Below are 19,660 nucleotides of genomic sequence, written 5' to 3'. Positions count from 1 at the left end.
TAAAATGCGCGGTTTCTTCAAGAATAGGGCGGCGCAGCCATCATGATGCGGTGCGATGTAGCGGTGATCGGCGCGGGCGCGGCCGGGATGATGTGCGCAGCTGTGGCTGGGCAGCGCGGTGCCCGCGTGGTGCTGATCGATCACGCCACGAAGCTGGCGGAGAAGATTCGCATCTCTGGCGGCGGCCGCTGCAATTTCACCAACGTCAACGCCGGGCCGGCCAACTACTTGTCGAACAATCCGCACTTCAGCCGTTCGGCGCTGGCGCGGTATACGGCGCAGGATTTCGTCAACCTCGTTTCCAGCTATCGCATTCCGTATCACGAGAAGCACAAGGGCCAGCTTTTCTGCGACGACAGCGCGGAAGACATCATCCGCATGCTGGAAACGGAATGCGAGCGCGGCAATGTGATCTGGCGCACCGGCTGCGCGATCGCCGAAGTCGGCAAGGACGGCGAGGCATATCGTCTGTCGACCAGCGCGGGTGAGATCGTCGCCAATAAGGTGGTGATCGCCACGGGCGGCCTGTCGATTCCGAAGATCGGGGCGACGGATTTTGGGTACCGCATTGCGCGGCAGTTCGGGCTGAAGATCGTTGAGACGCATCCGGCGCTGGTGCCGCTCACCTTCCATGCCGAGCATTGGGCGCCGTTCTCGGCATTGTCCGGCGTGTCGATGGAGGTGGACGTGACCGTGGCGCAGCCTGCGGGCAAAGGTGGTAGCAAGGGGGGCGCCACGACATTCCGCGAAGACTTGTTGCTGACCCATCGCGGGCTGTCGGGGCCGGCCGTACTGCAGATCTCCAGCTTCTGGAATTCGGGCCAGCCGCTTGTCATCGATCTGCTGCCGGACACTGACGCCGGACAGTGGCTGTGCGATGAGAAGTCGGGCTCACGCAAGCAACTCGGGACGGTGCTTGCGCAGCGCTTGCCGGAGCGCGTTGCGCAGGCCTGGTGTGCTACGCATGGCGCCAACCCGCACGCGCCGATTGCCGAGCTGCCCGACAAGGTGCTGCGCACACTTGGCGCCGCACTCAACCGCTGGGAGCTGACACCTTCCGGCAGTGAAGGCTATCGCAAGGCTGAAGTGACGCGCGGCGGGGTCGATACGCGCGCGCTGTCATCGGCCACCATGGAGGCGCAATCTGCGCCGGGCCTGTACTTCATCGGCGAGGTGGTCGACGTGACGGGCTGGCTTGGCGGCTACAACTTCCAGTGGGCGTGGGCTTCGGCCGTCGCGGCGGGAGAGGCCGCCTCCGCCCGCTGATCCCCCACGGCTCGGTCCTGGAACTGTTCGGGTTCTGTGCTACGATCAGTGATCCATTTTTTAAAGTTTGCAACCCGCTGGGCCCACCGTCCAAGCGGGTTTTGCCGTTTATCGGAGTTCGGAATGTCGCAGTTGTCCCTCAAGGCACAGATCACGGAAGACATGAAGGCGGCCATGCGCGCCAAGGAAGCGGATCGTCTCGGCACGATCCGCCTGTTGCAGGCCGCCATCAAGCAGCGCGAGGTGGATGAGCGCATCGAGCTGGATGACGCTGCCGTGCTGGCCGTGATCGACAAGATGCTGAAGCAGCGCAAGGATTCCATCACCGCATTCGAGCAAGCCGGTCGTGACGATCTCGTTGCCAAGGAAGCGGCAGAGGTGGCCGTGCTGCAGGTCTATATGCCCGCGCAACTGTCGGAAGCCGAAGTTGACGCCGCCGTGCGTGACGCCGTGGCCAAGGCTGGCGCAACTGGCCCGCAAGACATGGGCAAGGTGATGGGCATCCTCAAGCCCGCCCTGGCCGGCCGCGCCGACATGACGCAGGTCTCTGCCCGCGTGAAGGCCGCCCTGACCGGCGCCTGAATCCCCACCACACTCGCAGCATCCAAGGGGCACACCCCGCGTGATCCCGCAGCCGTTCATTGACGACCTGCTCAACCGCGTCGATATCGTCGACGTGGTGGGTCGTTACGTGCAGTTGAAGAAGGGCGGCGCCAACTTCATGGGGCTGTGCCCGTTCCATAACGAGAAGTCGCCGTCGTTCTCGGTATCGCCCACCAAGCAGTTCTATCACTGCTTCGGCTGTGGCGCGCACGGCTCGGCCATCGGCTTCCTGATGGAGTTTTCCGGGCAGTCGTACGTCGAGGCCATCAAGGACCTTGCACAGTCTGTCGGCATGGTGGTGCCCGAAGAGCGTGGTGGCTTGCCGCCTGCCGCGCGGGCCGAACAGCAAGCCAAGACTGTCGCACTGGGCGACGTCATGGCTCGCGCCTGCGAGCACTATCGCAAGCAACTGCGCAGTGCACCCAACGCCATCCAATACCTGAAAGGCCGCGGACTGACTGGCGAGATTGCCGCTCACTTCGGCCTCGGCTATGCGCCGGACGACTGGCAATCGCTCGAGGCGGTGTTTGGTCCGTATCGCGAAGACGCCACTGCGGCTCCGCTTATCGAGGCCGGGCTTGTCATCGAAAGCGAGAAGACCAGTGCCGACGGCTCGCATCGCCGCTACGACCGCTTTCGCGATCGCATCATGTTCCCGATCCGCAATACCAAGGGCGTGGTGATCGGATTTGGCGGCCGGGTGCTGGGGCAGGGCGAGCCGAAATATCTCAATTCCCCCGAAACGCCGCTGTTCAGCAAGGGCACCGAGCTGTACGGCCTGTTCGAGGCGCGCAATGCCATCCGCGAGTTCGACTATGTGCTGGTCGTGGAAGGCTATATGGACGTCGTCGCGCTGGCGCAGCTCGGGTTTGCCAATGCAGTGGCGACGCTGGGCACGGCCTGTACGCCTGTCCACGTGCAGAAGCTGTTGCGGCAGGTCGATACCGTCATCTTTTCGTTTGACGGAGACAGCGCCGGGCGCCGGGCCGCACGTCGCGCCCTTGAAGCCTGCCTGCCGCACGCGACCGACAACAAGACAATCAAGTTCCTCTTCCTGCCCGCCGAACACGATCCGGATAGCTTCGTGCGTGAAGAGGGCACCGAGGCCTTCGCCCGTGAAGTGCACAACGCCATGCCGCTGTCGCGCTTCTTGCTGCAGGCCGTGACGGAAGACCTCGACCTGCGTCAACCCGAGGGGCGTGCCCGCGCGCAATACGAAGCCAAGCCGCTGCTGAGTGCCATGCCCGCCGGGGGCCTGCGCCTGCAGATCGTGCGGGGCCTGGCCGACATGACAGGCACCACGCCCGCCGACATCGAGGCGCTATGCGGGCTTCGCAGCGACCCGGCCCAAGCGGGCCGTATGACCCAAAAGCGCCCGCGCGTGGCGCGCACGGCACCCACCGCGTTGGAGCAGAAGGTGCTTCGCCTGCTCATGCGCTATCCCACACTGGCCGCCCGGCTCGACGCCGATGCCCGTGCCCAGTTGACTGCACCACAATTGCCCCAAGGTGAGGTGTTGGCGGGTTTGCTGGTCGAATGCGATGCTGTCGGCCCGGAAGTGCATTTCGGGGCCTTTGTCGAGCGACTGGGCCAGACGCCCCAGGCCGAAGCTTTTGCCGCGCTGCGTACCGCCGTGCTCCAGGATGACATCGAGCTGGAACCGGCCATTTCCGAATTCGATACCGCCGTGCAAAAGATGCTCGCCGAGCCACTCAAGCGCGAGCTGGAGATGTTGCAGCGCAAGATGGAAGCCGGCCATGCCGGCGACGACGACAAGGAGCGCATGCGCTGGCTCGTGGGTGAAATCAGCCGCCGTCGACAGCTCGTGTAGCGCATGGGCCGCAGAGCCCACTGCCAAGCGGGGCGGGCAATTGCGGTTAGCCCCTTGATTTTTCAGGCGAAAACCCGATTTTCGTTTAGACCGGCTGGGTCTGGCGTGCTAGAATAGCCGGTTTGGATTGCAAGTCCTTTTTCCCATTTTTGGGGGAGTGAGCGTGCCCATGGTGAAGGTGAAGACCTCCGCGAAGGCCGGTTCCAAGGCCAGTCCTGCTTCTGATTCTGCCAAGCGATCCTCATCGGCGCGCGGCTCGGGAGGAGGAAAGACCCCAGCGGGAACGGCGAAAGTCGCGAATGGTCGGACCCATATGGGGCAGGCAGGATCGACAGGAGTGAAGGCCACTGCGCCGGCAAAGACGGGGAAAACCCAGCCGCGCCAGACCGCCGATATCGCTGTCGCCGCCAAGACTGTCAAACCGACAGCGCGCACAAAGGGCGTGATCCAATCTTCAACCTCAGGCAAGGTCTCGACGTCGATGAGCACGAGCGCCAGACCTGGCGGCACAGCCGCTTCCGTCGCACTCAAGGGCAAGACAACCACCGTGGCGAAATCGAAAGTTACCGAAGTCGAGAGCAAGCAGACCACTGCCAGCGCAAGCGCAACCAAGACGGGTACTGCTCGTACCAGCACCGCAGCCAAGCCAGCCAAGGCGACCGCGGAAGACACCAAGCGCACCGCCCAGGCAGAGGCCACCCCCACAACTCCTCCCGCGCCCCGCGCCGAGGCAGCAGCCGAGCCCAAGAAGCGCGGCCGCAAGCCCAAGGCAGAGACGCAGGCAGACGACGACAGCAGCACGGACGTGACTGAAGAATTTGACACCCCCGCCGCTCCGGCACCGAAAACCGAAAAGCTGAAGGCCCGTGACCGCAAGGCCAAGGAAAAAGCCCTGCTCAAGGAATTCGCTGCCTCGCAGCAAGGCGGTTCGGAAGAAGAGCTCGAGGCCCGCCGCCAGAAGCTCAAGGCGCTGATCAAGCTGGGCAAATCGCGCGGCTACCTGACCTACGCCGAAATCAACGACCACCTCCCCGACGACATGGTCGACGTGGAGTCGCTGGAAACGTTGGTCGCCACGCTCAACGACATCGGCGTTGCCGTGTACGAGCAGGCGCCGGACGCCGAAACGCTGCTCCTGAACGACAACGCGCCTTCCGTGACCACGGAAGAAGAGGCTGAAGAAGAAGCCGAAGCCGCGCTGTCGACGGTTGACTCCGAATTCGGCCGCACGACCGACCCGGTGCGCATGTACATGCGCGAAATGGGCACGGTCGAGCTGCTGACGCGCGAAGGCGAAATCGTGATCGCCAAGCGCATCGAAGCCGGCCTGAAGGACATGGTCATGGCCATCTCGGCCTGCCCGGTCACCATCTCTGAAATCCTCGCCATGGGCGAGCGCGTCGCCAACGATGAAGCTAAGATCGACGAGTACATCGATGGCCTGATCGACCCGAACGCTGAAGCCGACGCAGCCGCTGCTGCCGAGGAAGAAGAGGAATTCGAGGAAGAGGAAGCCGAAGAAGAGGGCGACGAAGAGGAAGACGAGGACGATGAAGGTGCTGGCGCCGCCGCAGCTTCGGCCCGTCAACTCGAAGAGCTCAAGCAGGCTGCGCTGGTCAAGTTTGGTGTGATCGGCGAGCAGTTCGACAAGATGCGTCGTGCGTTCGAGAAGGAAGGCTACAAGTCCAAGCCTTACGTGAAGGCGCAGGAAGCCATCCAGGCCGAGCTGATGACGATCCGCTTCACGGCACGCAACGTCGAGCGCCTGTGCGACACGCTGCGCGGCCAGGTGGACGAAGTCCGCAAGCTCGAGCGCGCCATCCTGAACATCGTGGTCGACAAGTGCGGCATGCCGCGCGGCGACTTCGTTGCGCGCTTCCCGGGCAACGAGACCAACCTGAAGTGGATCGAGACCGTGGTGGCTGACGGCAAGCCGTACAGCACCATCGTCGAGCGCAACGTGCCGGCCGTGCACGAACTGCAGCAAAAGCTGATCGACCTGCAGGCCCGCGTGGTGCTGCCGCTGACCGAGCTGAAGGACGTCAATCGCAAGATGTCGGAAGGCGAGCGCCGCGCCCGTGAGGCCAAGCGTGAGATGACCGAGGCCAACCTGCGTCTGGTGATCTCGATCGCCAAGAAGTACACGAACCGCGGTCTGCAGTTCCTCGACCTGATCCAGGAAGGCAACATCGGCCTGATGAAGGCGGTGGACAAGTTCGAATACCGCCGCGGCTACAAGTTCTCGACGTACGCCACGTGGTGGATCCGTCAGGCCATTACGCGTTCGATCGCCGATCAGGCGCGCACCATCCGTATTCCGGTGCACATGATCGAGACGATCAACAAGATGAACCGCATCTCGCGTCAGATCCTGCAGGAAACCGGCAACGAGCCGGATCCGGCAACGCTGGCCGAGAAGATGGAGATGCCGGAAGACAAGATCCGCAAGATCATGAAGATCGCGAAGGAGCCGATCTCCATGGAAACGCCGATCGGTGACGACGACGATTCCCATCTGGGCGATTTCATCGAGGACACGAACACGCTGGCTCCGGCCGAAGCGGCGCTGCATGGCTCCATGCGCGGCGTGGTGAAGGACGTGCTGGATTCGCTGACGCCGCGCGAAGCCAAGGTGCTGCGCATGCGCTTCGGTATCGAAATGAGCACCGACCACACGCTGGAAGAAGTCGGCAAGCAGTTCGACGTGACCCGCGAGCGTATCCGTCAGATCGAGGCGAAGGCACTGCGCAAGCTGCGCCATCCGAGCCGTTCCGACAAGCTGAAGAGCTTCCTCGAGGGGAGTTGATTCTGTAGCGAAGCAGGCGATTTTCCGAGTGGGCTTGCGCCCACTTTCAGGTAAAATCCCGCACCAGGCCCGGCCTAAGCGCCGGGTCTCTTTTTTTCCTGTTTCTCAGGGCCGGACGCCGTGCTGGTTGCAGGCAGCGGACTCATAATCCGCCTCCGAAAGGACACCGTGGGTTCGAATCCCACCCGGCCCACCATCTTTCTTCTCCCGCCGTTTTTCCCTTCCCCCGCGTTTGCGTGCCTTTTTTATCTGGCGGCTTTCTCTCGCCTTGCGCGCGTTATTGTCGCGGGATCGTATTCTGCTAAGCCAGTGAGTTTCGGCGAAATATATTCATTTCGAAATAATTGAATAACGCAGCGGTACGTGGGCATTCCCCTCAATCGGAGGGGGGAGTTTAAAACGCTTCAAACGAAGGCGTTTCATTCTCTCGTTTGAAAATCCGCCAAACCGCGCCGCGCCTGCTTGCGCGGGGGATTGCGGTCGCTGTTTTGAATGAAATCTCTATTTACTTCATACTCTGAGCAGACCATAGTTTCGGCCATAACGATAAGTAAATAGCCAGTAGCGTACCCTTCGGAGACACAGGATGTTACGCATTCAAAACGGGCCCTTCCAGCATTCCGCATCTGCGCGTGCCCCCGCGCGTCATCGCCATCGTCGTCACTGCAGCAGCGGTGGCGAGCTTCGTCCACGCTAGCAGCGTTACCTCGATTTCTTGAGATCGGCACCCGGCCGATCTGCGTGATACCCGGCAAACCATCGGGTAACGCGGCCAAAGCTCGTCCGTCGTTTTTGTAGTTCGCAAGTCGATCTGCCGACTGGGCAGGTCGTGCGCTGCCGGCTGTCGTTTGCCGGCAGGCGGGGGTATTGACCGGCTCTTGCACACATTCGCCGGCCCAAAACACAACAAGTTCCAAAACGTGAGGAGACAACCATGGGTAGTCGACGTCATCTTTTTGTTGTCATGGCAACCAGTTGCATCGTGACCATGCCGTTCATTGGCGGGTGCGGCGGGGCGGATGACCCCGGCTCGTCCGATGTAGCGCAGTGTTCGGGCAGTTCCTGCCCGCCGAGCGGAGCGGTTACCACGCCCAGCACGCCGACCAGTCTGTGCCCGGCGGCGCTCGACTACACGACCACGTACACCGGCGGCTCCGGCAGCGGCGAGTACATCAAGGTCAAGTTCGATACGAGCAAGAACACGTACCAGATGCAGTTTCTGGAGTCGTCGGTGCCGACTTCGGCGGGGCAGATCAACACGACCCGCAAGGGGTTGACCATCGACGGTACGTTTGTCCATCCGACCAACTTGCCGACGCCCGAGCAGAACCGCTGCGCCTTCGTGCTGCAGTCGGGCAAGACGGCGGACAACAGCTACGCGATCACCGTCAATCCGCAAGACCCGCCGATGCTGTTTGTCGGTCAGGGCATCGTGGGGGGCGGCATTCCGGGGGCAACCATCCAATTCGACGGCATCCAGCCGATTCCCGGCGTCGTGATTGGCGCGGTGCCGTCGCGCACGTTCGATTTCTATCCGTTCTTGGGCTTCTCCGAGACGGTGACGGATTTTTCGCAGGTGGCGGGGCGCTACAACCAGGTTGGCGTGCATGTCACACCCACGGGGTCGGGCAACCAGACCTCGGCGCCGCAAGGCTGGCAACCCGATGCCGTCAACTGGACGCAAACGTTGAATGCCGACGGCACGTGTACGGCGGAAGGGATCGACTATTCCTGCCACACGACTGGCACGCCGTGGACGCTGCGTCAGAACGCCGATGGCTCGCAGGACAACGTGTTCGTCAGCAACCCGACCAGCAGCAGCGTGCCGTATCCGTATGTGGGCCAGGTCTCGCCGCTGGTGCTGCTGGCGCCGAGCCAGGCCAAGGGCATTCTGATTGCCGGCAAGCTCAACGGCCAGATGGTACCGGTGGTGATCCGTGTCGGCTACTCGCATAGCGATGCCGCGAACCTGCTGGCTTCGGTGGCGGATGACCAGATCGGTATCTCGATCCTGTCGCCCGCAACGGCGATCCCGGCCAACGCGCTCAAGGGTGGCTATGTCGGGGCGACCAGCGGCTCGGCTTGCGGCGTGGTCACCAACAACGGCCCGAGCGGTGCGCCTGCCAGCAACAACGGCTTGAACGCGACGATCGATCACCCGGAACTGTCGGGCTCCTTCAGCGGTGGCTTCTTCCACGCCAATGCGGGCAACTGCAGCGACGGCACAGCCGTGTCGTCGCTGGCCGCCAACTACACCTCGACGCTGTTCCAGAACGGCACCGCCGCCTTCATCAACCCGCTTACGTCTCGTGTGACGGCGCAGTTCGGGCTCGACTACACGCAAAGCTCGCCGGGCAAGTTGATCGTGACCGCGCAGAACGACTTCAACGCGCAGGGCGCCAGCGGCAACGTTGCGCTGTTCAAGGCGGGCGACACCGGCGTGGCGGTCAAGGTGGGCAACGTGTACGCGATGCTCATGAACAACAACAAGTACAACCCGTTCTTCACGGTCGGTGCATTCGTCCAGTGAGGCGCGCAGCAACGAAACCACATGCGGCGGCGTGCGTGAGCTGTGCACGCGGCGCTGCCGCGGCTGAACAACAACATGGAGGAGACGCAAATGCAATGGCGTAAATGGTTGGTGGTGCTCGCTTGCGCACCGATGGTGACGGCGTGCGGAGGAGGCGGGGATGATTCGCCGGCCCCGGTGATCCAGCGCCTGTGTCCGCAGGCCATCGACTACAACACCGTGTTCACCGGCGGGTCGGGCTCGGGCGAACTCGTGAAGGTGCAGCTCGACACGACGAAGATGACGTACCAGATCACGTATCTGGCCTCGCCGATTCCCGTCAAGACGGGCACTGTTGCGCCGACGCGCGATACGGCCCCCAACAATGTGCAGACCGGCACCCTCACGCAAGAGACGGCGCTGCCGACCGAGAAGCTGAACCAGTGCGCGTTCCGCTTGAACAATGCAAGCCTTGATCCGAGCCGTCCGGCGCGGTTCTTCCTGGGGCAGGGCGTGCTGGGCGGCACGATTCCGGGGGCGACGATCCAGTTCGACGGCATTGTCGGCGTGGGCAAGATTCCGCAGACCACGTTCCCGTATTACCCGTTCATCAGCTTCTCGAACACCGAGACCGATCTGAACAAGATTGCGGGCAACTACAACCAGCTCGGCTACCACCAGGTGCCATCGCAGAGCTTCTCGCAGCAGGCGGTCGATGCGCGTTTCACCATCAACGCGGACGGCACCTACACCGAGTGCGACAACCTGGGCGTGAAGAACGGCGGGGCGTGCCTGACGTCAAGCGCGACGGTCAACCAGAAGCTGACATTGCGCGGCGACGCGCCGGCCTTCACCACGCTGAACTATCAGCCGCAGGTGCCGGCAACGGTGTCGTCGCTGGATCCGGCCAAGGCGGGCAAGGGCGTGATGATCGTGGGCAAGCTGTATGGCCAGCTCGTGCCGATCTTCATTCGCGTTGGTGCGGCCAATTCCGATCTGACGGCCGGCCCCCCGGTGGCGGATGACGAGTCCGGTATTTCCATCATGGCGCCGGTCGGCAACATCGCGCAGGGCTCGCAGGACGGCGAATACACAGGTGTGGACAGCACGTTCAACTACCGTGCCACGGCGCTGGTGGGGGCGCAGGCCACGATGCTCGATCCGTTCAACGCATCGCAGGCAGCGCTGGCGCGACCGCTGAACCTCGACTTCACGCAGACCGTCCCGGGCGTGATCCGCACCACGCAGACCAGCGCACCGGCCGGTTCGGCCCCGACGGGCAAGCTGATCTTCACCGGCAAGACCTTCGGCTTCCTGGACATGAGCGATACGAAGAACCCGTACTTCACGGTGGGCGCCTTCGTGCAGTGACGTTTCCGGAATAACACGCCACGGGGCGCGGCACAGACAACCGCGCTCCGCTCAGAACAACAGGAGGAAGCATCATGAAGAAACTGACTGTCGCATTGATGGCGGCCTGCGCATCCGCAGGTGCCATGGCGCAGCAGGCCGGTGACAACGTGGCAACGGTGGGCTGGTTCCACATCATGCCGCAGGACTCGAGCAACAACCTGACCACCAGCGTGATCAACGCGCCGATCAATGATCCGCTGCGCTTACCGGGCAGCTTCACTTCGCCCAACAGCGGGCTGCGCGTGAGCAACGCCAACACGCTGGGTCTGACGCTCACGCACTTCTTTACCGACAACATTGCGCTGACCACGATTGCGGGCGTGCCGCCCGAATTCAAACTGACCGGGCATGGCGTGATCCGCGCGCCCGGGCCCGCGGGCGCCCTCGGCCACGTCGATCTGGACGACCCATCCAATCAGCCGGCCGTGCGCAAGGCGCGCCAATGGAGCCCCGGGGTCATCCTGCAGTGGTACTTCGGGCATGCGCAGTCGACGTTCCGTCCGTTCGTGGGCGTGGGCGTGGTCTACAGCTTCTTCACCAACATCGAGCTGAATCCGTACTTTGCGGCGGCGGTGAATCGCGAACTGGGCAGCGTGCTGGCAGCGGGAGCGGGCAAGCCGGGGCCGACGTATGTCGAAGGGAAATCGTCCTCCTCGTGGGCACCGATCTTCAACCTCGGGGCGAGCTACGCGATCAACAAGCAATGGGCCTTGACGGCAACGGTCTCGTATCTGCCACTCAAGACTGAAGCGGCAACCGTCATCAAGGCGGCGGACGGCACCACGCTGGCCACCACCAAGACCACGCTCAAGGCCAATCCGATCATCACGTTCGTTGGGGTGTCGTACAAGTTTTAGCTGGGTGTCGGCTGTCTGCGCCTGGCTAATTGGCGCGGCGTGAATCGAGCGGGAACCGGTTTGCGTCGCATTCTTAAGGCGGTTTCTACCGTCAGTTCTAGTGAGGCAATAAATGAGCACACGTAAAGTCGTATCTCTTGCAGTTGCACTCGCACTTGCCACCGTAGCAGCCACACCCGCACTTGCCGTCACCGTTTCGCGTGTCGATGGTCAAGCCATGAACCCAAATGGCGAGCCGTTCTCGGTGACCGGCCAGACCACGCTGTCCAAAGGCTCCGTCAGCGCCAATTGCACAGCGACCTTCACCGGCACGATCACGCCTACGGGCATCGTCAACATCACGTCCACATCGTTTACCGGCGGCGGGACGTGCGGCCTCATCTCGGGAACGGCCAGCAGCTCCAACCCGTGGACGGGCCAGGCGGACAGCACCACCCAGCTGTCGATCAACAATGCGGCGGTCAACGTGTTCCTGCTGGGCAGTTGCGGCCCCAGCAAGGTCGTGACCGCCTGGAACGATCCGAACTCGTCGCTCACGTTCACCAATGCGCTGCTCACGCCGGACTGCACGGTGAGCGGCACGGTGGTGTCGACGCCGAAGTTCCACGTGCAGTAAGCACGTACCCGGTTGACGGGCGGTTGCGCAGCCGCCGTCGATTGGTCTGAAGCATGGGCCCGGCATGTCGGGCCTTGTTTCTTTTGGGATGCGTATTTCTCTCTGGGCAATACCCCTGTCGTCAATGGCGGCAACGCAATATGCTGGGCGGTGGCATGATCCGGCTTTCGCCGCTGCACCGGGGCAGCGGTCTTTCCCAGGAGCCAAGACATGCGTTTGCTCACCTCTGCCGCCGTGGCCGCCGCAATGGCGGCGTCCATCGGATTTGCTCACGCCCAAACCGCAGCATCCGCTGTGGCTGCCACCGCTGTCAGCACCGCCGCCACGCAACAACGCACCCAGGTGCCCGGCTATTACCGCATGGCACTGGGCGACGACGTTGTGACCGCGCTCTACGACGGCTACACCGATCTGCCCGCCAAGACCTTGCTCGGCCTGAATGCGAAGTCGGTGCAGAGCCTGCTGGCACGGATGTTCGTATCGAACACGCCAGGGATGCAGACGGCGGTGAACGGCTTCCTGATCGACACCGGCGCCAAACGCATCCTTGTCGATACGGGTTCGGGCACGTGCTTTGGTCCGACGATGGGCGGCCTGGCCGGCAACGTCCGTGCGTCCGGCTACCAGCCCGAGCAGATCGACGCCGTGCTGTTGACGCACCTGCATCCGGACCACGCATGCGGCCTGTTGACGCCACAAGGCCAACCGGCCTTCCCAAATGCGCAGGTGTATGTGGCCGCGCCAGAGGCCGATTTCTGGTTGAGCGAAACGATCGCTGCTTCCAAGCCGACCGACATGCAACCGTTCTTCAAGATGGCACGCGACTCGGTGGCGCCATATGCCGCCGCGGGCAAGCTCAAGCAATTCAAGCCGGGCGACGAGGTCGTGCCGGGCGTACGTTCGGTGATCGCCAACGGGCATACGCCGGGGCATAGCGGCTATCTGTTTGCCTCGAAGGGACACAGCCTGCTGGTGTGGGGCGACATCGTGCACAGCCACGCGGTGCAGTTCCAGCACCCGGAGGTCGCGTTCGAATACGACGTCGACAAGAAGGCCGCCATTGCCTCGCGACGCAAGCTGTTTGCGGAAGCAGCGCGGGACAAGCTCTGGGTGGCCGGCGCACATTTGCCGTTCCCGGGCCTGGGTCACGTGCGCCGCGACGGCAACGCCTTCGCTTGGGTGCCGATCGAATACGGCCCGCTGCGCACGGACCGCGCAGATTGATTTCGGATTGATCGATTAAGCGCCTGCCGGCCGCTTCATCTTGCAAGTGGTCGGCAGATCCAGGTCTTTGGCCGCGGTCGTGCTCTCCGTCTTGTGGCCCCATTGGGTGCCGTCGTAGCCGACCTTGACGGCCTTTCCGTCCACCGGCGCGATCGTCGAGACTACTTGCGGGAGCAGCAACTGGTGGTCGACCTTGCGCATCGTGACGTCGCCGAGAAAGCTCTGCTTCTGCATGCCTTCCAGCGCCAGCGCAATCTTTAGCGGATCGGTCGAATTGGCTTTGCGGATGGCGTCCGTCACCAGTTCGACGGACAACACAGTGCGCGGCGCGAAGTGCTCCCCAGCGGGCGTCTGCCGTACGCGCGCATCCATCTGCATCAGTTGCGCGTTGCCATTGCCGGGCGTCCATTCCGACACCCAGGTCACCTTGCCGATCTTGGCCTGCGATACGGCAAGCACGGTGCCCGGCGCGCCCGCGCCACTGTGGTTCAGATAGCGTACGTCGTAGCTCATGTCGCCGGCGGCCTTGATGAGCAGGTTCAGGTCTTGCCCCCAGTTGCCGGTGAGGAGTGTGTCTGCGCCCGTCGCCTTGGCCTTCGAGACGTACGGCGCGAAATCCTTCACCTTGCCGATCGGGTGCAGCGTCTCTCCGGTGAACTGCACGTCGGGCCGTGCGGACGAGATCATCTGCTTGCCCAACGACGCCCACAGCCGGCCGTGCGCGTAGTCCTGGTTCAATGAATAGACCTTGCGGATATCGGGCTGCGTCTTCACGAAGTTGGCCAGCGCGCGCATCTTCATCGCCGTGTTGGCCTCGGTGGCGAAATGCCAGAAGCTGCAATGCGCGCCGGTCAGGTCAGGGTCGATCGACGCGTAGTTGATGATCAGCACGCGGCTGTTCGGATTGCGCTCGTTGTGCTTGGTGGCCGCATCCACCATGGCGGCCACGACGGAGGAGCCCGAGCCGCCGGTGAAGACGATCTTCGCACCGGCGTCGATGGCGCTCTGCAGCGCCGACAGACTGTCTTGCGCCGAGAGCTTATTGTCGTAGGTCGACAGCTCGTAGCGCGCACCATTCAGCACGCCTTGCGGTTGCGCATTGGCGTCGTCGATGCCGAGTTTCAGATTCGCCAGAAACTGCTCGCCCACATTCGAGAGCGGCCCGCTCAGCTGATCGATGAACGCCACTTTGATTGGCGCCGTGTCGGCGGCGTAGGTCGGGTGTGCGAACAGTAACGTTGCCGCACAGGCCGATGCGGATAACAGACGGGCAAAGCGGATCGCTGCGGGCATGTCTCCTCCTTGTGTGTGTTCTCGGCTACCAGGTGTCGATGAAGCGGCGTGTGGCGGGGTCGCGTGCGTGCCGCGGCTGCGCAGGCGGCGTCGATTGCAGCCCGCGCAACAGCCAGCGGCGCGTATCGGCCGGGTCGATCACGGCGTCGATTTCGAGATAACTGGCGATGTTGAGCGCGCGGCCTTCCTCGTAGGCGGCATCGACCATCTTGCGGAACAGCGCCTCGCGCTCGGCAAGGTCTTCCACCGCTTCCAGCTCTTTGCGATAACCCAGGCGGATGGCGCCTTCGATGCCCATGCCGCCAAACTCGCCACTCGGCCACGACGCGGTGAAGAACGGCGCGTGGAAACCGCCCGCGGCCATGGCCATTGCCCCGAGGCCATAGCCTTTGCGCAGCACGACGGTGAAGAAGGGCACACGCAAGTTGCCCGCCGTCACGAACATGCGGCTGACGTGGCGCACGGTGGCGGTCTTTTCCGCGTCCGGCCCGACCATGAAACCTGGTGTGTCGCACAGCGAGACGATGGGCAGATCGAACGCGTTGCACAACTGCATGAAGCGTGAAGCCTTGTCGGCGGCGGCGGAATCGATGGCGCCGCCCAGATGACGTGGGTTGTTGGCGATACAGCCGAAGGCGCGCCCTTCAATGCGGATCAGCGCGGTGATGATGCCCACGCCAAACGCCTGACGCAGTTCCAGAACCGAACCCGTGTCGGCCAATGCATCGATCACGGCGCGCATGTCATAGCTGCGCATGCGGTTTTCGGGAATCACATGGCGCAGGTGGCGCACATCGCCGGCTTCCCAGTGGGTGAGCGCCCCCTGGAAATAGCTCAGATAGCGGCGCGCGGCGTCGACCGCTTCGGTCTCGTCTTCGACGAGCACGTCGATCACGCCGTTCGGCGCCTGCACGCTCACGGGGCCGACCTCTTCGGGCGCGTAGACGCCAAGGCCGCCGCCTTCAATCATGGCCGGGCCGCCCATGCCGATGGTCGCGTCGCGCGTGGCGATGATCACGTCTGCGCAGCCGAGCAGCGCGGCATTGCCCGCAAAGCAGCGGCCCGAGACGATACCGATGGTCGGCACCAGCCCCGAAAGACGCGCGAATTGGATGAAGGTCGGACAGTCCAGGCCGCTGACGCCACGCTTTTCAGTGTCGCCCGGCCGGCCGCCCCCCCCTTCGGCAAACAGCACGACGGGCAGCTTCCACTGCTGCGCCAGCTCCAGCGCCCGGTCGGTCTTCTTGTGATTGAAGGTGCCTTGCGTGCCGGCCAGCACGGTGTAGTCGTACGCGAGCACCATGCAGCGCGCATCCTGATCGGGAAAGTGCGCGCCGTTGACGGTGCCGATGCCGGTGATGATGCCGTCAGCCGGTGTGGAGCGAATCAGGTCATCGAGCGCGCGCCGTTGACGTTGCGCAGCGATGGCGAGCGCGCCGTACTCGATGAATGAGCCGGCGTCGCACAGGTGGGCGATGTTCTCGCGCGCGGTGCGCTGGCCGGTCTTGCGGCGGCGGGCAACGGCCTCGGGGCGGTTCGCGTCGAGGCCGAATGCATGGCGGTCGATGACGGCCTGCAGGTCGGGGCGAATGCGGTCGAGGTCGATCTCGGTATCGGCGGCTGCGGCGTCATGTTGTGCGTCATCGGGCTGCAGCACGGCCAGCGGCTGGCCTTCGCGCACCGTTGCGCCCGACTGCGCGCAGACCTGCAGCACACGACCGGCTGCAGGCGCGATGACGACGTGCTCCATCTTCATCGCTTCAATCACGGCCAGCACGTCGCCGCGCGCAACCATGGCGCCGGCTTCTGCGTGGATCTGGATGAGCGCGCCATCCATTGGGGCAGTGAGCACTTCAGCGTCGTCAGGAAGCTCATCGAGGAATGACGTTGCGGGCGTCAGGTCGGGGGTGGCGACCGATGTGGCGTGCAGTGCGGGATGCGCTTCGCTGTTGCCGGCGGCCAAGTCGGCGAGCTTTACATCGAGGAACTGCGTGTGCACAGCGTTGGCCTGCACGTCGGCGTCGCGCAGCAGGTCCTGCAGCAGCCGCTTGTTGGTGGCCAGCCCTTCAATGCGGAATTCGCACAGCGCGCGGTACGTCTGTGCCAGCGTCTGCGCATACGTGCCGTGCGGCGCGTGGACGATCAGTTTGGCCAGCAGCGAGTCGAAGCGCGGATTCGGACGGTAGCCCGCGTAACCGCAGGTGTCGACGCGCACGCCTGGGCCATTCGGTGGTTCGAATGCGATGAGCGTGCCGGTGGACGGATGCGGTTGTCCTGATGCATCGATGGTCTCGGCATTGATGCGCACTTGCACGGCATGGCCGCGCGGTGCGATGGGTCGGTCAAGCCCCAAATCCGTGAGCGACGCACCTTGCGCCAGTGCCAGCTGTGTCACGACCAGGTCGACACCCGTCACCATTTCCGTGACGGTGTGCTCGACTTGCACGCGCGGGTTGGCTTCCATGAAGTAGAAAGTGGCGTGCGGCTTGCCCGCGCCTTCCACGAGAAACTCGATCGTGCCGATGCCGGTGTAGCCTGCCGCTTTGGCGAGCGTGACGGCAGCATCGGCAATGCGCGCACGCAGCGCCTCGTCCAGCGCGGGGCTGGGCGCAATCTCAATCAGCTTCTGGTGACGTCGCTGCAGGCTGCATTCACGCTCACCGAGGTGCACAACGTGGCCATGCGCGTCTGCAACGATCTGGATTTCGATATGGCGCGGCGAGGGCACCAGCGCTTCCACATAGACGTCCCCGCCACCACCTGCGGCAGTGGCTTCAGATACGCAGCGTGCATACGCGTCGGCAATCGCCTGCGCATCGTGCACGGCACGCATGCCGCGTCCGCCGCCGCCGGCCACGGCCTTGATCATCATGCCGTGCGAGGGCGGCAGCGCGGCGAAGAAGGCGCGGGCATCGTCCAGCGTGGTCGCGCCTTGTGTGCCGCTGACGATGGGAATGCCTGCCTCGTGCGCAAGCGCCCGCGCACGAGCCTTATCGCCGAAGAGTTCGAGCACGCGCGGTGATGGTCCGATGAACTGCACCCCGGCCTGTGCGCACTCGCGCGCGAAGGCGGCGCTCTCGCTCAGAAAGCCATAGCCGGGGTGGACCGCATCGGCGCCGACGGCGCGTGCGGCCGCAAGGATGGCCGCACCGTCGAGATATGCGCGTGCGCCGGTGCCGGGCAAGGGCGCAGCTTCATCGGTGCGTAGTGGATGCAGCGCGTCGCGATCGTCTTCGGAATAGACGGCGACCGAGGGCAAGCCGATCGTGGCGGCTGCGCGGGCAATGCGAATGGCGATCTCGCCGCGATTGGCGATGAGCAGTTTGCGAAACGTCATGGAACGGGTGTGGGTTAGATCTGTTCAGCGAGTGGTGCGAGGTCCTGCTTGCGCACCTTGCCGGTGGCCGTGAGGGGAAGTGCATCGACGATGCGCACGATGGGCACCTTGTAGACGGCCATGTTCTCGCGGCACCAACTGGTAAGGGTGGCGTCATCCAATGTGCCCACGGCCTCGGGCCGCAGCATCACGAAGGCGACGGGAAGCTGGCCGCGTTGTTCGTCGGCGCGGCCCACCACGGCAGAACCGAGGATGGCCGGATGCTTGCCGAGCATGGCTTCGATCTCCGCCGGAAATACGCTCATGCCGTTGACCTTGAGCATCTCCTTGCGGCGGCCTAGGTAGTGCACGTATCCCTGTTCGTCGATGCAGCCGATGTCGCCGGTGTGAAACCAGCCGTTGCGCAGGGTTTGCGCGGTGGCGTCCGGCTTGTTCCAGTAGCCTTTGAGCAGCGTCGGCGTGCGTACGCAGAGTTCGCCTTCGGCGCCGATCGGCATCAGCTCGTGCGTGTCGAAATCGCAGATCTTGAAGTCGGTGCCCGGCACCGGCAGACCCACGAAAATCGGTTGTGACCGGAGGTCGAAATCGTCGTCCTGCATGCCGACCGTGAAGCTGTTGCAGGTCTGCGTTTCCGTCATGCCCCAGGCGCTCTCGGCCATCATCGAGCCGGTCAGTTCACGCCACGCACGGCGGTACTCGGGGTTGAGCTTTTTTACGAACGACGACACGCCCGTATGCCGCAGCGAGCGTAAGTCGTAGGCATGCACACGAGGATGCGCCATCACCTCGGCGGCGCTGTCGACCAGCATCGAGCCATTGGTCACGCGGTAGCGCTGCACGCCAGCCATGAAGGCCTCGGCATCCCAGCGCGCCAGCAACACCAGCGGTACGCCAAGGAAGGCAGGGAAGATCAGACCGGTGTTCTCGCCCGCAATCCAGAACTGCGGATAGAAGCTGAGCATGACGGTGTCGGCATCCGCGCGCAGCGACACGGCCGAGAACGCGGCGGCCATATCCACCATGTCGCCCTGCGTGTGGATGCAGCCCTTCGGCAGCCCCGTCGTGCCGCCGGTGTAGTTGAGCGCGGCAACTGTATCGAGTGAGGCAGGCGGCAGGGGAATCGGCGTGGTCTGTGCCAATGCGGGCAACAAGTCGATCGCATCGTCGCAGGCCACCGGCGGTTCGGTCAGCATTGCGGGGAGCGGCAGCGTCGGCTCCGCGGGCAGCACGTCTGCGTAACGGGTGACGAAAACGTGCTCGATCGATGTTTCGGTACGCACGTCACGCACCAGGGGCATGAGGCGATCCAGCGCGACGATGGCCCGCGGTGTGGCGTCGCTCAGTGCATGCATCAGCTCGGCGCGCTGCGACAGCGGGCTGATCGGCACATACACAGCACCCAGTTTGAGGATGCCGAAAAACACCGCATTGAATTGCGGGCAGTTTGACAGGAACACCGCAACGCGGTCTCCAGTGCCGATGCCGTGTTGCGCGAGCAGCGCGGCAAAGCGGTCGGAGAGATCGTCAAGCTGGGCGAACGTTGTGTCGTGCCCGTAGAAGTGGATGGCCGGTTTGTCTGGCGTGGTGCGTGCCCAGTGCCGCAGGTAGTCGGTGAGGGCTACGCGCCCGATTGGATAATGCGGCTCACGTGGGGTATCCACCGGCCATGCGCGCGCCCAGAGCGCGCGAACGCGGCCGAGATACTCGGACTCGTCCATCGCCAAAGCTTGTCTCCGTTGGGTTGTGCAGTGCGTGCGCACAGCGGCGCCGCACTCTCTATACTAAAAAGTAATTTTTTATACCAACGGGTAAGAATATAGAAAGCGTTCTTTGATGCGTCAAGCATTTAAGAGCAATGATGTCGCCAGATGCGCGTATGCCACGGCGCATACGCGGGCGGCATGC

13 protein-coding genes and 1 tRNA gene are annotated in these 19,660 nt (G+C 63.7%); 10 read left to right on the top strand and 4 right to left on the bottom strand.

Annotated elements, in window-relative coordinates; genetic code table 11:
• Nucleotides 1–42: 42 nt before the first annotated feature.
• The 3 genes from ACU8YE_RS08890 to dnaG all read left to right on the top strand — a co-directional run bounded on the left by ACU8YE_RS08890 (nt 43) and on the right by dnaG (nt 3,700).
• Nucleotides 43–1,266 (top strand): NAD(P)/FAD-dependent oxidoreductase, encoded by a 1,224-nt coding sequence (locus ACU8YE_RS08890; protein WP_446928533.1) that lies wholly within the window; start codon nt 43–45, stop codon nt 1,264–1,266.
• A gap of 132 nt (nt 1,267–1,398) precedes the next feature.
• Nucleotides 1,399–1,848, top strand: coding sequence for a GatB/YqeY domain-containing protein (locus ACU8YE_RS08885; protein WP_280928277.1), 450 nt, complete (start codon nt 1,399–1,401; stop codon nt 1,846–1,848).
• Nucleotides 1,849–1,888: 40 nt separating this feature from the next.
• On the top strand, nt 1,889–3,700 hold the full coding sequence (dnaG, locus tag ACU8YE_RS08880) for a DNA primase (protein WP_446928532.1): 1,812 nt from the start codon (nt 1,889–1,891) through the stop codon (nt 3,698–3,700).
• A 108-nt stretch (nt 3,701–3,808) separates the two neighbouring features.
• On the opposite strand, the gene ACU8YE_RS08875 is transcribed toward dnaG, so the two are convergent.
• Nucleotides 3,809–4,189, bottom strand: a complete 381-nt coding sequence (locus tag ACU8YE_RS08875) for a hypothetical protein (RefSeq protein WP_232040628.1) — start codon at nt 4,187–4,189, stop codon at nt 3,809–3,811.
• Here ACU8YE_RS08875 and rpoD point away from each other — a divergent pair.
• From rpoD to ACU8YE_RS08840, 7 genes are all read left to right on the top strand, one after another.
• A complete protein-coding gene (gene rpoD, locus ACU8YE_RS08870; RefSeq protein ID WP_232040627.1) occupies nt 4,182–6,506 on the top strand; it encodes an RNA polymerase sigma factor RpoD in 2,325 nt (774 codons plus the stop codon). The genes ACU8YE_RS08875 and rpoD overlap by 8 nt on opposite strands.
• 108 nt (nt 6,507–6,614) lie before the next feature.
• A tRNA-Ile gene (locus ACU8YE_RS08865) sits at nt 6,615–6,702 on the top strand.
• A gap of 738 nt (nt 6,703–7,440) precedes the next feature.
• Nucleotides 7,441–9,036 carry a DUF2957 domain-containing protein gene (locus tag ACU8YE_RS08860; RefSeq protein ID WP_446928531.1) on the top strand — a complete coding sequence of 532 codons (1,596 nt, stop codon included), beginning with the start codon at nt 7,441–7,443 and terminating at the stop codon, nt 9,034–9,036.
• Nucleotides 9,037–9,126: 90 nt separating this feature from the next.
• Complete coding sequence (locus ACU8YE_RS08855) at nt 9,127–10,386, top strand: DUF2957 domain-containing protein (protein WP_446928530.1); 1,260 nt, start codon at nt 9,127–9,129, stop codon at nt 10,384–10,386.
• A 74-nt stretch (nt 10,387–10,460) separates the two neighbouring features.
• A complete protein-coding gene (locus ACU8YE_RS08850; RefSeq protein WP_232040624.1) occupies nt 10,461–11,285 on the top strand; it encodes an OmpW/AlkL family protein in 825 nt (274 codons plus the stop codon).
• Between the two features lie 112 nt (nt 11,286–11,397).
• A complete protein-coding gene (locus tag ACU8YE_RS08845; RefSeq protein ID WP_446928529.1) occupies nt 11,398–11,901 on the top strand; it encodes a hypothetical protein in 504 nt (167 codons plus the stop codon).
• 210 nt (nt 11,902–12,111) lie between these two features.
• The gene (locus ACU8YE_RS08840; protein WP_316869923.1) at nt 12,112–13,125 is read left to right on the top strand and encodes an MBL fold metallo-hydrolase; all 1,014 of its coding nucleotides are present in this window, start codon (nt 12,112–12,114) and stop codon (nt 13,123–13,125) included.
• A gap of 15 nt (nt 13,126–13,140) precedes the next feature.
• Here the strand turns inward: ACU8YE_RS08840 and ACU8YE_RS08835 are convergent, their stop codons facing one another.
• From ACU8YE_RS08835 to ACU8YE_RS08825, 3 genes are read right to left on the bottom strand one after another with little or no spacing between them, the layout of a single operon-like run.
• Nucleotides 13,141–14,418, bottom strand: coding sequence for a branched-chain amino acid ABC transporter substrate-binding protein (locus ACU8YE_RS08835; protein ID WP_414560859.1), 1,278 nt, complete (start codon nt 14,416–14,418; stop codon nt 13,141–13,143).
• A gap of 25 nt (nt 14,419–14,443) precedes the next feature.
• Nucleotides 14,444–17,755, bottom strand: a complete 3,312-nt coding sequence (locus ACU8YE_RS08830; RefSeq protein WP_446928528.1) for a carboxyl transferase domain-containing protein — start codon at nt 17,753–17,755, stop codon at nt 14,444–14,446.
• Between the two features lie 14 nt (nt 17,756–17,769).
• Nucleotides 17,770–19,473: an AMP-binding protein gene (locus ACU8YE_RS08825; protein WP_446928527.1), complete on the bottom strand. Its 1,704-nt coding sequence runs from the start codon at nt 19,471–19,473 to the stop codon at nt 17,770–17,772.
• Nucleotides 19,474–19,660 lie beyond the last annotated feature (187 nt).

The organism is Ralstonia sp. VS2407, from assembly GCF_052950655.1.
Note: the sequence above shows the minus strand (reverse complement) of the source record. Positions and strands in the feature narration are given on the sequence as shown.

What these genes read in the sequence shown, in the direction of transcription:
- ACU8YE_RS08890 (WP_446928533.1), top strand. Translation starts at nt 43, where the DNA reads ATGATGCGGTGCGATGTAGCGGTGATCGGCGCGGGCGCGGCCGGGATG.
- rpoD (WP_232040627.1), top strand. Translation starts at nt 4,182, where the DNA reads ATGAGCACGAGCGCCAGACCTGGCGGCACAGCCGCTTCCGTCGCACTC.
- ACU8YE_RS08860 (WP_446928531.1), top strand. Translation starts at nt 7,441, where the DNA reads ATGGGTAGTCGACGTCATCTTTTTGTTGTCATGGCAACCAGTTGCATC.
- ACU8YE_RS08855 (WP_446928530.1), top strand. Translation starts at nt 9,127, where the DNA reads ATGCAATGGCGTAAATGGTTGGTGGTGCTCGCTTGCGCACCGATGGTG.
- ACU8YE_RS08850 (WP_232040624.1), top strand. Translation starts at nt 10,461, where the DNA reads ATGAAGAAACTGACTGTCGCATTGATGGCGGCCTGCGCATCCGCAGGT.
- ACU8YE_RS08845 (WP_446928529.1), top strand. Translation starts at nt 11,398, where the DNA reads ATGAGCACACGTAAAGTCGTATCTCTTGCAGTTGCACTCGCACTTGCC.
- ACU8YE_RS08840 (WP_316869923.1), top strand. Translation starts at nt 12,112, where the DNA reads ATGCGTTTGCTCACCTCTGCCGCCGTGGCCGCCGCAATGGCGGCGTCC.
- ACU8YE_RS08835 (WP_414560859.1), bottom strand. Translation starts at nt 14,418, where the DNA reads ATGCCCGCAGCGATCCGCTTTGCCCGTCTGTTATCCGCATCGGCCTGT.
- ACU8YE_RS08830 (WP_446928528.1), bottom strand. Translation starts at nt 17,755, where the DNA reads ATGACGTTTCGCAAACTGCTCATCGCCAATCGCGGCGAGATCGCCATT.
- ACU8YE_RS08825 (WP_446928527.1), bottom strand. Translation starts at nt 19,473, where the DNA reads ATGGACGAGTCCGAGTATCTCGGCCGCGTTCGCGCGCTCTGGGCGCGC.